Raw genomic sequence first — 15,279 nt, 5'->3', positions numbered from 1 at the left:
GTGAAATATAATGACGACAAAACCAATTGATCTATTGATTTATAATATTGGAACCCTGTTAACTTTGCAGGGTTCCAATGGACCGCGCAAAGGTGCAGAGATGTCTGAGCTTTCACCAATAACAGGTGGAGCAGTTGCGATCCAAGGTGAACGGATCTTCGCTGTGGGAACGGAAGAGGACGTCCGTGCTCAGATCGCTGGAATGACAATTATTCAATCGATTGATGCTCGTGGACAGCTTGTCACACCTGGACTCGTTGATCCACATACTCATCTTGTGCATGGTGGCTCACGTGAACATGAACTTGCCCTCAAGCTGCAAGGCGCTTCGTACTTGGAAATTTTAGCACAAGGCGGAGGTATACTCAGTACAGTCCGTGCGACTCGAACTGCAACAGAATTCGAGTTATACCAAAAAGCCAAGCGAAGTTTAGATATTATGCTGAAATACGGTGTTACCACAGTTGAATCCAAGAGTGGTTATGGTCTAACACTGGAAGATGAATTGAAACAACTTCGTGTTACACAAAGGCTGCATGAAACTCATCCTGTTGACCTTGTATCTACTTTTATGGGTGCTCACATGGTCCCAGAGGAATACAAGGGACGTTCAGATGAATATGTACAACTACTTATCAATGAAATGCTTCCAGCTGTGAAACAACAAGGTTTAGCTGAGTTTTGTGATGTATTCTGCGAACATGGGGTATTCTCTGTCGAGCAATCTGAGCGTATCTTATCAGCCGCACGTGATCTTGGATTTGGACTCAAAATTCATGCAGATGAGATTGAGCCGATGGGTGGTGCGAATCTTGCGGGTAAACTCGGTTGTATCTCGGCTGAGCATCTACTTGCGGCTTCTGATGAAGGTTTACGCTCCATGCAGCAAGCAGGTGTTATTGCAGTCTGTTTACCTGCAACCTCATTTAACTTGCGGCTCAAGAATCATGCCCGCGCAAGAACTATGATCGAGATGGAGCTTCCTGTTGCACTTTCCACGGATTATAATCCGGGTAGTTCACCAACCGAATCGATGCAATTGGTTATGACCCTTGCTTGTTTGAATCTAGAGATGATACCTGAAGAGGTATTAACGGCAATTACCATTAATGCCGCTCATGCGATTGGCAGAGCAGATGAGATTGGCAGCCTCGAAGTGGGTAAGCTTGCTGATCTTGTTATGTATAATGCGAATAACTTAGCTTATTTGCCGTATCACTTTGGGATTAATCATGTAAATACCGTTATTAAGCGCGGTAACATCGTTGTATCTGACGGGCATTTTTTTTCAAAATGATGACTCAAAACTAAACTTCATTATCACTAGGTATTTACCATATGCATATCTTATAGGAACGCATAATACCTAGGATAGGAGGTATAGGGAAATGAAGTCACGTCAGAACAATTCAAATACACGAAACACAAGATCAAATCGATCTGGCACAGTATATAATCCGAATGTCTCCGAACTTGGTTGGATGGATGAACTGATTAAAGAAAAACCTTCCTTGAAGATGAGTGATTCTCTCCAGGCGGAAGAACCGGTAACAAGCGAGGTTAAAGTAGTCATTCATAATGTTACCGAAGATAAAGTATTGCCGAAAACAACGACTAGAGCTGCTGTGATGGAATCTGCTGCATCGAAAATTTCGCCACAGAAACAACAGACACTAGCTCCGTCACAGACGCAGTCTCAACCGGAACACAAGCAGCAACGACAAGCGCGTAAGATTCCATCTGTCGTGTATACAGATGACCTTGTTGACGATATCATTACGGAAGAAAAGCTTGCCAATCATGCGGTATCCGCTTCGAAAATAAAACCAGGTAGCATCGGTAACTCCTTACTGACTGATTCTGCAGTAGATCAATCCAAGCTTGCTGCCCAAAGCGTCACGAGCGTCAAGATTGCTCCAAAAGCAATTGATACTGCACATCTTCAAGATGATAGTGTAACAGGAGAGAAGATTCGCAATCGCTCAATTTCAAGCGAAAAGATTATGGATAACAGCATCACATCCGATAAACTTGCAGATCAAGTCATTGATACGAGTAAAATCGCTGATGGATCGATTCAAACGAAACACCTGAGTAAACTGCTTATTACAGAAGAATTAATTCAAGATCAATCTATCACTTCAGGCAAGATCAAGAGCGGTGTAATTAAATCCGTTCATTTGACCAACGGTAGTGTCGATAATGCGAAGCTTGCCGATCAGTCGGTTGATAGTGCGAAGCTTGCCGATCGAGCGGTTACCTCAGAGAAACTGCTTCATGGTGCGGTACAGACCGAGCACTTGGCAGAAGGTGCGATTACGGCCAGACATTTTGCAGGAAAAATGATTCAAGCCAAGCACATCGAGCTAAACACGATTGGAAGCGAGCATATTCGCAATAATACAATCTCGACAAGCATGATTCGTGATGAATCGATTACAACGGAGAAACTACAAGACAATTCAATTACAACTGATAAAATTGGTGAACGGGAAGTTGATAGCCGACATTTGAAGTGGGATAGTGTGGCAGGTGAACATATTGTCAAAGGGATTGTTCAAAGTGCTCACCTCACTCAAGAGCTGATCCTCCCTGAACATATACGATCCCATGCTGTAACTTCCAAACACATTCAGCATAACTCAATTGGCACCGATCACATTCAAGAGAATGCGATTGCGACTGTGCATTTGCAAAACAAATCAGTCACTACGGAAAAGATAGCACCATTATCCATTCAGTCCGAACATATTATGGAGTCGGTCATTCAATCAGAGCACATCAGTGAACAAGCGATTGGCGCGGAACATATTCGTAACAATACGATTTCAGACGGCATGTTGCGTGATGATTCGATTACAGGAGCTAAGCTTGCACCAGGTAGCATTACGCTAGAACATCTAGGTGAAGATATATTGAATTTAGTTAAAGAGCTTCAGGAAATGAAGCTTGTCCCTGAACCTGAGGTAGAGCCAGAGATTATACCTGAACTCGAAGCTGATCTGGAACACGCGACAGAACCAGAATCAGTACAAATTCAAGCTGAACAACTTGCTTTGGAAGAACCCGCTGCTGCTGGTGATAAGCTTGCTTATGTGCCTGTCCAACCACTATTTACGCCTACAGGACATATCTTGCAGCAATTCGGTAATACGCCATTTAAGATGAATGTATCTGATGAAATGATCGAAATCATCGTAACATTTGCCAACCCATTTGCTAGCGATCATTACACGATCGTTGCTATGACGAATTATCCGTTCTGTTACTCCGTCCTGAAGGAGCAGACATCGAGTTATGCGGTTATTCAGGTCATTCGTGCGAAGTTTGATCTCAAGCTGGATGGATTTATTCATTGGATTGCAATTGGGGAAGTCGAATAATTGATAAACAAGCTGTTGGATCTTATGTGCTTCAAGATTCAATTGCTTGTTTATTCATGTTATTACTACAATTGCATGGTACAATAATGAATAAAACATAGAATAGAGTGGAGAAGGATCATCATTATGAAGAAAAAGAAAGATCCTCGAGTGATACGTACGCATCAGCTTCTAAGAAAAGCGTTGATTGAATTAATGGAAGAACGTGATCTTGAGCAAATTACGGTACAAGAAATAGCAGAGCGCGCAACGATTAAACGTGCAACGTTCTACTTGCATTTCGAAGATAAACAAGCGCTCGTTCATCAATATGTGGATGAAATCTTAACTGAATTAAGCGAAAGTATTATAGTTCCAATGAATAAAAGCAGCGAGCACTTTGATATTCATGCAGGGAAAGTTCATCCGAACTTCTTGAAGTTGTTTCATCACATAACAGATAATTACAATCTGTTCTATGCGCTCCTTGTACGTAATCGGGTTGCGTACTTCGTGACAAAATTGGGTTCAGTTATTCATGACTTTATCTTAAGTGGAATTAACTGGACAGAGCCTAACGATACGAATTTAACAGCTCCTAGGGAAGTGATTATTAAATTCGTAGAGTCTGCCTTCCTTGAGGTGATCGTATGGTGGATTGAGAATAATCGACCATATTCGGAAGAAGAAATTGCGACTCACTTATTGAATTTATCGGTCCTCGGTCCTTATAAGCATATCCCACAGCGAAGCGGCGGGGGATAGAGGATATACACATACATACAAAGAACCGTTCAAGCGGCGCGAGTGCTTGAACGGTTCTTTTTCATTATTTTACAAAAATGAAACTTATAGAGCTGTCCAACCACCGTCGATTACAAGTTCAGATCCTGTCATGAAACGAGATTCGTCAGAAGCTAGGAACAATACGCCGTATGCAACGTCTACTGGCTCGCCGAAATATGGGAGCTGTGTGAAAGTTTTGTAGTAAGGTAGAGCGCTTTCCATTGTTGGTGCTGTCATTGGCGTAACGATAATACCAGGATGTACCGTATTTACACGAATGCTTTGTTTACCATACTCGACAGCGGCAGCTTTAGTAAGCGAGCGAAGAGCACCTTTAGCAGCTGTGTACGCACTTGTTCCTGCCATACCTACAAGACCACCAATAGAGGAGATGTTGATGATGGAACCGCCACCAGCTTTCTGCATTTCAGGAAGTACATATTTCATACCTAATACACAACCTGTAAGGTTAATGTCCATGACTCGGTTCCACTCAGCTAGATCGAATGTTGCAATTGTGCGAGTAGAGGAGATACCTGCATTGTTAACTAGAATATCGATTTTACCATAAGCTTTAACGGCTTCAGCAATAATGGTCTGCCATTCTTCATCAGAAACAACGTTCTGCTTGAAGCCGATTGCTTCGCCGCCAGCTGCTTTAATTTCTTCGATTACCTGTGCAAGAGCTACTTCGTTAACGTCTGTTGCTACTACTTTTGCGCCTTCTTTAGCGAACAATTTCGCTTCTTCAGCACCCATACCCATTGCTGCTCCAGTTACGATTGCTACTTTACCTTCTAAACGTGCCATAATAGAATCATTCCTCTCAAATTTAAAATATTTAGTGTTAATGTATTTCATGTGTTTAGTATATACCTAATTTTCATGTCTGTGAAGTATTTGACACGGTGTAAAATAAATAGTTATGACATTTTTCACACAAATGCCACAAAAAGGTCAAAAATGATTTAAAGTGATTCTCACATTGAATTGCGACTACCAAAACGCTTATAATGAAACGTGAATAATTTTAAATAGAAAAGGTGTCATTAATGAGCATTTTAAATGTAGAGAGATTAAGTCACGGCTTTGGAGACCGCGCAATCTTCAATGACGTATCCTTCCGCTTGCTAAAAGGCGAGCACATCGGACTTATTGGTGCGAATGGTGAAGGAAAGTCCACTTTCATGAACATCATCACAGGCAAATTGCAGCCAGACGACGGTAAAGTAGAGTGGTCCAAGCGTATGCGTGTTGGTTATTTGGATCAACATGCGGTTCTAAGCAAAGGCATGACGATGCGCGACGTGCTGAAGGGTGCTTTCCAGTACCTTTTTGATATGGAACAAGAAATGAACGATATGTATGGCAGAATGGGCGATGTAACGCCTGAGGAATTGGAGCAATTGTTAGAAGACGTTGGGACGATTCAAGATACACTTACGAGTCAAGACTTCTACTTGATTGATGCGAAGATCGATGAGACGGCTCGCGGTCTAGGTCTTACTGACATCGGTCTAGATAAGGACGTTAACGATCTAAGTGGTGGACAGCGTACGAAAGTATTGCTTGCGAAGCTCTTGCTTGAAAAGCCTGATATCTTACTACTCGATGAGCCTACTAACTATTTGGATGAGGTACACATTGAGTGGTTAAGACGTTACTTGCAAACATACGAGAATGCATTCATCTTGATTTCTCACGATCTTCCATTCCTAAACAGCGTAATCAACTTGATCTACCACATGGAAAATCAAGAGCTGAACCGTTACGTGGGTGACTACGATCACTTCCAGAACGTGTATGAGATGAGAAAACAACAATTGGAGTCCGCATTCAAGCGTCAACAACAAGAAATTTCAGAGCTTAAAGACTTCGTTGCTCGTAACAAAGCGAGTGTGGCAACGCGTAACATGGCGATGTCCAGACAGAAAAAGCTGGATAAGATGGACGTGATTGAACTAGCGAAGGAAAAGCCGAAGCCACAGTTTAACTTCAAGGATGGTAGAACGTCTGGGAAGCTGATTTTTGAAACGAACGAGTTAGTCATTGGGTATGAAGATCCACTATCCAGACCGCTTGATCTGCGCATGGAGCGTGGACAGAAGATCGCACTAGTTGGTGCGAACGGGATTGGTAAAACAACCCTATTACGTAGTATCTTAGGCGAGATTCAAGGGTTGTCAGGTACTGTTCGTCGTGGGGAAAACCTAGAGATTGGTTACTTCCAACAAGAGGCGAAAGATGCGAACTACAACACTTGTATCGAGGAGATCTGGAATGAGTTCCGGTCTTACTCCCAATTCGAAGTTCGTGCTGCGCTTGCGAAGTGTGGTCTAACGACGAAACATATCGAGAGTAAAATCGCGGTACTAAGCGGTGGGGAAAAGGCGAAGGTACGTCTATGTAAGCTAATCAACAATGAAACAAACTTACTCGTACTCGATGAGCCGACGAACCACTTGGACGTAGATGCGAAGGATGAACTGAAGCGTGCGCTTAAAGCGTACAAAGGCAGCATTTTGTTGATTTCTCACGAACCGGAATTCTACCGTGACGTGGTAACCGAGACTTGGAATTGCGAGTCTTGGACAACAAAAGTATTCTAAATGTAACGATAGAGCCTATCTAACTCAAATGAGTTGGGTAGGTTTTTTTTATACACAAATATTACCTAGTTATTGATGCAAACTGGCGATACAATTATGTCTAATTAAACTTGGAGGTGTATGTCATATGTTAGCAACTCAACGTGTGCTGAAGGTAAAGAAATCAAAAGGGAAGAATGTGCGGTAGAATCGGAAAGCGATAATGGAAATCGATTCTGCCGCAAGAAGAGAGGCGGATTCGGTTCATGAAGAAATTACAAGCGAAACAAGTATATATAACGATGGAATTTATGGTTTCATTCATTAGCGCGACAATGTTCACGACCTATATGGTGTATATGATGATTACACTTGGATTCAACCCTTTACAGCTTCTGTTAATCGGCATGGTTCTGGAGCTGACCGTTCTTGTATTTGAAGGGATTACAGGTGTGGTAGCGGATATATATGGTCGAAGACGATCCGTAATTATTGGCATGTTCGTGCTTGGCGTAGGATTCGTTATCGAGGGTTGTGCGTTATGGTTAGGCGAAGGAAACGTGCTATTTGGTGCTTTTGGCTGGGTTCTCATCTCACAATTGTTCTTCGGAATTGGATGGACGTTCACCAGTGGTGCGGATACAGCTTGGATCGTGGATGAAGTAGGGGAGGAGCACATCGGTACTCTTTTTCTACAAACCAAACGCATAGGTCTGATCGGAACGTTACTAGGTATTGGATTCAGCGTTGGGTTATCGACACTCGGATCGAACTTACCATATTTGATCGGTGGACTTCTATATCTCGTATTAGGTGTGTTCCTGATTCTTTTTATGAAGGAGACGAAGTTTGTTAGAGCTGTAGGCACGGAACAAGGAATATCTCACTTCAAGGGGATGAAGGACACATGGCTATCTGGGGCAGAAGAAATCCGTCGTCATCCGATCCTGCTCATGATCCTTATCGTTGCGGTGCTTAGCGGTGCAGCTTCAGAGGGTTATGATCGATTGTGGCAAGCACATCTTATCGATGGGGTCGGTTTCCCTGGGTTACTTGACCTTAGTCCTGCCGCTTGGTTTGGGATCATCGCTGTTATTGCAACCCTTCTAAGCTTAGTCGTTATCGCGATTACGGAGAAACGGATCAACATGAACCATGAGAAAGTTGCCATTCGCGGTATGATTGTATTAATGGGATTCAAGATTGCTGCGATCTTACTGCTGGCTTATGCAGAGAGTTTTGCGGTGGCTCTAGTCGCCGTGCTCCTTATTGGCATCATCCAGACGATGTATGAGCCTTTTTACAACACATGGATTAATCTGAACATCCACAGCAAGTCCCGTGCTACGGTACTATCTATGCTCAGCCAAGCGGATGCTCTAGGTCAAACAGGTGGAGGACCCGTAGTTGGATGGGTAGGGAAGCGGTATGGCTTGCGAGCGTCCTTAGTGACTGCAGCAGCATTACTTCTGCCGCTACTCGCTGTATTTAGTCGAGCAAGTAAACGTGATAAAGAAACAAACATGTAATACGATATCCCTTGTAAAATAAAAAGATCGTGCGCTGGCTTTATTGCCAACTGCACGATCTTCTTTTCTATAAATCCTGCGTAGTATGATTCAGCTCTTCCGCAGAACTTGCAACTTTGATCGTAGCTGCACCGACCTCATTGATGATTCGAACAAGTGAACTAATTTCAAGTTCAACTTTGTTAATCTCATCAATTCCTTGTTCCAGTGATGCTGTGATCTGTCCGAATACTTCCTTGGAGTGCTCGGCTTCTTCCTGACCTATGGTAACTAGAGATTGTACTTCTCCGATGGATTGCACGACTTGTTGAGTAAAGCGATTGGACTGCTCAATTAGTTGATTAATCTGAAATAAGGCTTGATTCGAATCCTCGGACAGTTTCTTCACTTCACCCGCTACAACGCCAAATCCAGCCCCATGTGCGCCAGCTCTGGCTGCTTCGATTGCGGCATTCAGTGAGAGAAGTTTCGTCTGATTCGCAATTTCTTCTACAAATTTGACTACTTTTCGTATTTGCGTAGAAGAATCTTTAAGCTGAATCACTGTTTTCTCCATCTGTTTCGAGCTATTATTAATGGCCTGTATCCGGTGCTCTAACTCATTGATCTTAGCCTGACCAGTAAGGGCAAGTAGCTGGGAATCTCTCGACATATCCGCACTCTGTAAGAAAGATTGATTCACCATATTACTCGTCGTAATTAATTCCTCTGTAGACGCGCTGGTTTGCTCGGTTAATGCGGCTAGTTCTTGGCTAATAATTCCAATCTTGCTCTTCAGCAAGTTCTTAATTTCATCATAGTGAGATTCTCGTTCCTGTAAGTTCTTCTTCTCATAAGCTTCTAACACGAGCTGTTGCTCGAAATTAAGTAATTTAGATAGGGAACTACTGATCATTTTGTTTTCTTGTTGGTCTGTCACATGACGGTCAATGATGTGTAGGAATGTATTCTGTAAGTTTTGGAATGCACCCATGTACCATTTAGGCTCTAGTCCAATTCGCTGGTGGACATTTGCGATCCGTTGCCTTTTTTCCACAAACGACTTATCAATTTTGCCGGTAAACAGTTCCGTAAGATGAGCGCGCAGCGTACCTCTAAGACGCTCTATTGTACTGTTATTTGAAACAATGGATTTGAGTTCAGGAATTTCAAGGATCGTGGAATAGAAGGAATCCACAACTTCATCAATATGTTCTTCGATAAGAGGATGGATGGCCATCAATATTTGTAAATCTTGAACCGTGAAATGAATCATTTCCATCTGCACTTCAAGATTCGGATCATCAGATAAGTCAATGTATGCTTGTTCAAGTGCGGCTTTTTCTATCAACCGCAAGTTGCCTTGATCCTTAATACCTAATGATTTAGGTGCTTTAAATAAAGACGATAATAGATTTCCCAAATTGCTCCACCTCTTCAAATATGGTTAATGCTATGAACATTCGATTATATTCGACATTTTCCTTTATTCTCATGTCGCATTTAATCAAATAATGTGGAAAGCTTGTCTATCGTGTGACATTTTTTTACATAAGTTTTTATGTGATAAAAGTCATAGATAAATCAGTCATATCTCACTCCGTTCGAGATTCGATCCAACTCTTCCAAGTCGAGTATCTGGATTCCATTCTTGCTCTTGGCAATGACCCCTTGCTCAGACAGCTTGTGAACCAATCGGTTGATATGTCTTGGCGTTGTACCAACAATAGCAGCAATCTCGGCTGTGTGGGTGGTGTGAAGTTCTTTACCAAAATCTTTGGGATGCCCGGTGGACAGAAGGTAGGTTGCGAACCGTTCTTCTACGGATGACAATAGATTTACTCGTGAAGCTGTAGTGCAGGTCTGAAGCTTATATGCGAGATGTCGAAGCAGTTCATTAAGAAATAAGGGATCTGCCATCAGATGCTGCTGCACGTCTCGAATCGGTATGAATAAGAACGAGCTTGTCTCAACAGCTTCTACGCGTGATTGTACGGTTATCTGCTGGATTAATTCAATGTCACCGAAGATCGAAACAGGATGGCAGAAGCGGAGGAGTAGAGTTTTCCCCGTTTCAAGGCTTGAAGACACACGTGATTGACCTTCAACTTGAATATAGATGCCATCAAGTACTTCACCTTCGGATAGAATGGTCTCGTCTGGTTCATAGGTGCGAATCTGGAGGTTCAACAATGCGATACTACAGAACATATGATCTATTTGATGCATTCGAATATAATCTTGAATTCGTGTGTTATCATGATGAGTTTTCATAAATTCCTCCCAAGTGGACAACGGTCCTTTTTATTATAGGAGAAATGGTTATGATTGAAAACAAAGGGGAGGAATCTTGAATTCGTGTGTTATCATGATGAGTTTTCATAAATTCCTCCCAAGTGGACAACGGTCCTTTTTATTATAGGAGAAATGGTTATGATTGAAAACAAAGGGGAGGAATCATGATGAAATTCGTATTTGATCTCGATGGAACAATCTGCTTCAAAGGAAAACCATTAAGTCCTAATATGGTCGCTTGTCTTGATCGTCTGGTTAAAGAAGGACACGAACTTATATTTGCTTCGGCTAGACCGATTCGTGATCTACTGCCTATACTGCCGGAACATCTTCGGTGCCATTCGTTAGTAGGTGGGAACGGAGGGTTTGTTCAACATGGGGGTCGCTTGCTGTCTGTCTCTTACTTGGATAATAGCCTTGCAAACCAAATCCTGCAGCTACTGCATAGCTACAACGCTACATACTTGATCGACAGCGACTGGGATTACTGTTATACGGGAGCCATCGACCATCCTATTCGTCAAAATCTAGACCCGGAGGGAGCAGCTCAGAACTTATCGCTCGATGAGCTATCCAAGTGGGTGAAGATCGTTATTCTGCAAAGTTCAAACTTTGAGCAATTATACATGGAGTTAGCAGATCTACCTGTTGCGTTATACCTGCATGGGAATGAGAACATTATAGATATCAGCCCACAAGGAATTGATAAATGGACAGGATTGCAGCAACTTGGTGTTCAGGCTCATGCGTTTATTGCTTTTGGAAACGATGCGAACGATGTGCCCATGTTCAAACAAGCTAACTACTCCGTATGCGTAGGGAATCATGCTGATCTTCTTGCCGTTTCCACAGATAAAACATCGTCCGATGAAGAAGCTGTAATAAGTAAAATCGAGGAGATAGCAGCAAACTTGCCGTTGCACCTTCTAGATATTCCATTGCTAGGTTAACAGCCCTAATTATCAAGAACTCTCCAGACTTGGAGGGTTCTTTTATTTGTATCCACTTTTGCTATACTATATAGATACTAAACAAACAAAGGATGGATCATCATGGATTCCTTGCAGCAAGTAACGGCGAAATTAAGAGTGGTAAAAAATGAGCTTTCGAATTACTTCAATCAAATATTGCCTACATATGGCGTAACACCGATCATGATGTATACCATACAATTTCTGCGCAGAACTCCTGAAGCGATCGCAGTTGATATTGCTAATGAGTTCGGTCTAACAAGAGGGGCTGTTACACAATTACTCGATAAATTGGAGCAAGAAGAGCTCGTTAAGCGTAAGCCTCACCCTGTAAGTCGACGGAGCCTGCAGATTCATGTAACCGACAAGGGACTTGAATTAAGTGACGCAGTCTTGAAGGAATACAATGCAAAGATAGGGCAGTTATTTCAAGGATATACAGAAGAGGAACTGAATAGCTTGCGCCAATTGCTTGATAAATTACCTTTGTAAGAATAACACACCTTGACATGAATGTTCGATTCATATACTGTTTAGTTGCTTAACAATATATCAATTGAACAGAGAGGTGTTTTTTTATTATGGAAAAGATCATTTGTATTACAGGGGCATCATCGGGAGTAGGTTTAGCTACTGCCCTCAAATTCGCTAACGAAGGATGGATTGTTTATGCAGGGACTCGCAATGTAGAGCGAGATCAGAAGAAGTACGCATCGGTGAACAACCTTCATTTTGTAGAGATGGAAGTTAAAGATCCCGCATCATTAACTAAAGTGATGGACCTGATCACAGAACAATATGGACGCATTGACCTTCTATTCTGTAATGCAGGATTCGGATTTATTCGTACACTCGGCCAAGCTTCAATCGAGCAGATCCAAAGTGTGTTTGATACAAATGTATACGGCGTAATTCATACGATCCGTGCAGCGCTTCCACTCCTACGCAAGTCCGAATCTGCACATATCGTCGCTACTTCCAGTGTTGGGGGATTAGTCGGACAGCCTCTGAATGAAATATACTGCGCGAGTAAATTTGCTATTGAAGGGTTATTAGAGAGCTTGGCGACGTATTATAAGCCACTGTTCAACATTGATGTAACGCTACTAGAACCTGGTGCGATTGAATCTAATTTTGCAAGCACAGCACTTAACCAACTTGCTGAAACAGGTGGCGTGCTTGAAGATGAGTACAAACCGATCGTAGATACTTATATAGACATGTTCAGTAAGCGGAACTCGGTACCACAGACGTCGGAGGCCATCGCAGAACTCATGTATGAACTTGCGTATATGGATTCGAAACCGCTTCGCATACGTACTTCTGAGGCTGCTGAACAATTTGTTAGTCATAAAGTACAGGGAGATCCGACTGGATTACAAGGGATTACTCAAACCCGCAAGATTCAACTCGCAATGGAATAATTAGAAGAAATAAGTAGTATGATCATGATAATAAAAGAAAAATACGTAAGTGATTATCTATTTGAAGCTTGATCGACTGACACCTTGTTCACTTGCACTTTTTAACGTTTTACTTCATCTGGAATAAAGCGTAATATTCAATCTTGTAATAAGACAATAAACAATTATTGTAAAATTCAATCACGGTCGCTGTTGTCTGAGAGAGTCTATGGATACTGTGATCATTGAAAAATGACCGCAGAGATTCAAAGCCTCTGTGGTTTTTGTTGTCTAAAATTAGGATTGAACAAAAGGGGAGCAAGAGCAAAACCATGATGTCCATGCTAAAACGATTCTTAATTGGAAGACCGCTCAAATCAACTGAACTTGGTGAGCAGAAAATTAGTAAGACTAAAGCTTTAGCTATATTGTCTTCCGATGCCTTGTCATCCGTTGCTTATGGGCCCGAACAAATCTTGCTCGTCCTTGTGACGATAAGTGCTGCGGCATTCTGGTACTCGATACCGATTGGTGTTGGCGTATTAGTATTGTTAACTGCGTTAATTCTTTCTTACCGACAGATCATATTCGCTTATCCGCATGGTGGTGGCGCTTATGTGGTATCCAAAGAAAACTTAGGCATGTTCTCGGGTTTAGTTGCTGGTGGATCATTACTTGTCGATTACATTCTAACAGTAGCAGTAAGCGTGTCAGCTGGTACAGATGCGATTACATCTGCTTTTCCAAGCTTACATGAGCACAATGTTGCTATAGCTATTGTTTTTGTAATATTCATTACAATCTTGAACTTGCGAGGCGTTACAGAATCTGCAACCATTCTCGCGTATCCTGTCTATCTATTCGTTCTTGCGCTATTCATCTTGATCGGTGTAGGAATTTACAATATTGCAACAGGTCAAGTTCCACCTGAACTTCATACATCTATCGGAACGCCTGTGCAGGGAATTAGCTTATTCTTACTACTGCGAGCATTTGCATCAGGGAGCTCGGCGTTAACTGGGGTAGAAGCGATATCTAACGCGATCCCTAATTTCAAGAATCCCGCACCAAACAATGCGGCAAAGACCTTGATTGCCATGGGAAGCTTGCTTGCAATCTTGTTCTCGGGAATCATCTTCTTAGGTTATTATTACGGCATTGCACCGAAGGAAACCGTTACGGTTGTTTCTCAGATTGCAGAGCAAACATTTGGACGCAATTTTATGTATTATTTTATCCAAGGAACAACAGCACTGATCTTGATTCTCGCTGCGAATACGGGATATTCAGCTTTCCCACTTCTTGCTGTGAATCTTGCTAAAGATAAGTTCATTCCTCGTATGTTCACAGTTCGTGGGGATCGATTAGGTTATTCGAACGGGATTATTTTTCTTGGCGTTATGTCGATTATATTAATCATTGCTTTCGAGGGTAAGACAGAGCATTTGATTCCACTATATGCGGTTGGGGTGTTCATTCCTTTTACATTGTCACAGACGGGTATGATGCTCAAATGGCTGCGTGAAAAGCCAAAGGGCTGGGTCAGCAAATTTGTGATCAACACGATCGGGGCAGTGATTAGCTTCGTTGTAACCATCATGTTCTTCTTAACGAAGTTCTCGCAAGTCTGGTCTGTACTTGTGTTCTTGCCTTTAATCATTATCGTGTTCTTCCGGATTAAGAAGCACTATGATTCTGTTGGAGAGCAGCTGCGTATTACAGATTGTGAACCTGCACCGCCGATTGAAGGGAATGTGATCATCTTGCCAGTCGCAGGAATCACACATGCGGTTGAGAACTCGCTGAACTACGCCAAGTCGCTAAAGCCCCATCAAATTATCGCGGTGCATGTGCCTTTTGAACGAGAAGATGAAGCGATATTTGAAGAAAAATGGCAGAAGTGGCAGCCTGATGTGCGCCTTGTTACTTTACATTCACCTTACCGAAGCATTATTAATCCATTATCAAAATTCATTGACACGGTGCAGCGTAAGGCTGGCGAGAACAACTATCAAGTGACAGTTATTATCCCTCAGTTCATACCGAAGAAGGGCTGGCATAATATCTTGCACAATCAATCCAGTCTCCTCATTCGTGCACACTTGCTGTTTAGCCGGAATGTGATCATTACAACCGTTCCTTATCATTTGAAAAAATAATACGAAGTAAACTTAACACCCCCAGTGTAGATTTCGAATTGAACTGCACCCCAATTGTTAGACACAATCTAACAACTGGAGGTGCAGTTTTTCTATGGCGAAATTTACTGCTAAAGAAAAAATAGTAGCTGTTCAATGTTATTTAAATGGAACGGAAGGATATAAATGTTTAGCTTCCCAATTTGGAATTGAACAAAAAACATTTCA

The 15,279-nt window shown here is 42.2% G+C and carries 12 protein-coding genes; 9 read left to right on the top strand and 3 right to left on the bottom strand.

Annotation, left to right across the window (positions count from 1 at the left end):
- Positions 1 to 10: 10 nt before the first annotated feature.
- The 3 genes from hutI (at position 11) to NV379_RS00050 (ending at position 4,127) form a co-directional block, all read left to right on the top strand.
- Positions 11 to 1,297 carry an imidazolonepropionase gene (gene hutI / locus NV379_RS00060; protein WP_258205220.1) on the top strand — a complete coding sequence of 429 codons (1,287 nt, stop codon included), beginning with the start codon at positions 11 to 13 and terminating at the stop codon, positions 1,295 to 1,297.
- Positions 1,298 to 1,388: 91 nt separating this feature from the next.
- Positions 1,389 to 3,383: a WIAG-tail domain gene (locus NV379_RS00055; RefSeq protein WP_258205219.1), complete on the top strand. Its 1,995-nt coding sequence runs from the start codon at positions 1,389 to 1,391 to the stop codon at positions 3,381 to 3,383.
- Between the two features lie 126 nt (positions 3,384 to 3,509).
- On the top strand, positions 3,510 to 4,127 hold the full coding sequence (locus tag NV379_RS00050; protein ID WP_258205218.1) for a TetR/AcrR family transcriptional regulator: 618 nt from the start codon (positions 3,510 to 3,512) through the stop codon (positions 4,125 to 4,127).
- 84 nt (positions 4,128 to 4,211) lie between these two features.
- Here NV379_RS00050 and NV379_RS00045 read toward each other — a convergent pair whose 3' ends face one another.
- Positions 4,212 to 4,958: an SDR family NAD(P)-dependent oxidoreductase gene (locus NV379_RS00045; protein ID WP_258205217.1), complete on the bottom strand. Its 747-nt coding sequence runs from the start codon at positions 4,956 to 4,958 to the stop codon at positions 4,212 to 4,214.
- A 242-nt stretch (positions 4,959 to 5,200) separates the two neighbouring features.
- On the opposite strand from NV379_RS00045, the gene NV379_RS00040 reads away from it, so the two are divergent.
- Together NV379_RS00040 and NV379_RS00035 are read left to right on the top strand one after the other, a co-directional pair.
- Positions 5,201 to 6,757, top strand: coding sequence for an ABC-F family ATP-binding cassette domain-containing protein (locus NV379_RS00040; protein WP_258205216.1), 1,557 nt, complete (start codon positions 5,201 to 5,203; stop codon positions 6,755 to 6,757).
- A 245-nt stretch (positions 6,758 to 7,002) separates the two neighbouring features.
- Positions 7,003 to 8,265: an MFS transporter gene (locus tag NV379_RS00035; protein ID WP_258205215.1), complete on the top strand. Its 1,263-nt coding sequence runs from the start codon at positions 7,003 to 7,005 to the stop codon at positions 8,263 to 8,265.
- 67 nt (positions 8,266 to 8,332) lie between these two features.
- Here the strand turns inward: NV379_RS00035 and NV379_RS00030 are convergent, their stop codons facing one another.
- Positions 8,333 to 9,667 carry a globin-coupled sensor protein gene (locus NV379_RS00030; protein ID WP_258205214.1) on the bottom strand — a complete coding sequence of 445 codons (1,335 nt, stop codon included), beginning with the start codon at positions 9,665 to 9,667 and terminating at the stop codon, positions 8,333 to 8,335.
- A gap of 161 nt (positions 9,668 to 9,828) precedes the next feature.
- Positions 9,829 to 10,518, bottom strand: a complete 690-nt coding sequence (locus NV379_RS00025; protein WP_258205213.1) for a Crp/Fnr family transcriptional regulator — start codon at positions 10,516 to 10,518, stop codon at positions 9,829 to 9,831.
- A 188-nt stretch (positions 10,519 to 10,706) separates the two neighbouring features.
- Between NV379_RS00025 and NV379_RS00020 the strand changes: the two genes are divergently transcribed.
- From NV379_RS00020 to kimA, 4 genes are all read left to right on the top strand, one after another.
- Positions 10,707 to 11,489, top strand: a complete 783-nt coding sequence (locus tag NV379_RS00020) for an HAD-IIB family hydrolase (RefSeq protein ID WP_258205212.1) — start codon at positions 10,707 to 10,709, stop codon at positions 11,487 to 11,489.
- 102 nt (positions 11,490 to 11,591) lie between these two features.
- Entirely contained in the window at positions 11,592 to 12,002 is a 411-nt protein-coding gene (locus NV379_RS00015; protein WP_258205211.1) for a MarR family winged helix-turn-helix transcriptional regulator, read from the top strand.
- 89 nt (positions 12,003 to 12,091) lie between these two features.
- Positions 12,092 to 12,934, top strand: coding sequence for an SDR family oxidoreductase (locus tag NV379_RS00010; protein ID WP_258205210.1), 843 nt, complete (start codon positions 12,092 to 12,094; stop codon positions 12,932 to 12,934).
- 311 nt (positions 12,935 to 13,245) lie between these two features.
- Entirely contained in the window at positions 13,246 to 15,072 is a 1,827-nt protein-coding gene (gene kimA, locus NV379_RS00005; protein WP_258205209.1) for a potassium transporter KimA, read from the top strand.
- Positions 15,073 to 15,279 lie beyond the last annotated feature (207 nt).

Origin of the sequence: Paenibacillus radicibacter (assembly GCF_024721995.1) — a bacterium.
In the GTDB taxonomy this organism is placed as follows: Bacteria; Bacillota; Bacilli; order Paenibacillales; family NBRC-103111; genus Paenibacillus_AM; species Paenibacillus_AM radicibacter.
Note: the sequence above shows the minus strand (reverse complement) of the source record. Positions and strands in the feature narration are given on the sequence as shown.

Excerpts from the sequence above, each read along its gene's own strand:
- NV379_RS00035 (WP_258205215.1), top strand. The coding sequence starts at position 7,003 with ATGAAGAAATTACAAGCGAAACAAGTATATATAACGATGGAATTTATG.
- NV379_RS00045 (WP_258205217.1), bottom strand. The coding sequence starts at position 4,958 with ATGGCACGTTTAGAAGGTAAAGTAGCAATCGTAACTGGAGCAGCAATG.
- NV379_RS00040 (WP_258205216.1), top strand. The coding sequence starts at position 5,201 with ATGAGCATTTTAAATGTAGAGAGATTAAGTCACGGCTTTGGAGACCGC.
- NV379_RS00020 (WP_258205212.1), top strand. The coding sequence starts at position 10,707 with ATGAAATTCGTATTTGATCTCGATGGAACAATCTGCTTCAAAGGAAAA.
- hutI (WP_258205220.1), top strand. The coding sequence starts at position 11 with ATGACGACAAAACCAATTGATCTATTGATTTATAATATTGGAACCCTG.
- NV379_RS00015 (WP_258205211.1), top strand. The coding sequence starts at position 11,592 with ATGGATTCCTTGCAGCAAGTAACGGCGAAATTAAGAGTGGTAAAAAAT.
- NV379_RS00010 (WP_258205210.1), top strand. The coding sequence starts at position 12,092 with ATGGAAAAGATCATTTGTATTACAGGGGCATCATCGGGAGTAGGTTTA.
- NV379_RS00055 (WP_258205219.1), top strand. The coding sequence starts at position 1,389 with ATGAAGTCACGTCAGAACAATTCAAATACACGAAACACAAGATCAAAT.
- NV379_RS00025 (WP_258205213.1), bottom strand. The coding sequence starts at position 10,518 with ATGAAAACTCATCATGATAACACACGAATTCAAGATTATATTCGAATG.
- kimA (WP_258205209.1), top strand. The coding sequence starts at position 13,246 with ATGATGTCCATGCTAAAACGATTCTTAATTGGAAGACCGCTCAAATCA.
- NV379_RS00050 (WP_258205218.1), top strand. The coding sequence starts at position 3,510 with ATGAAGAAAAAGAAAGATCCTCGAGTGATACGTACGCATCAGCTTCTA.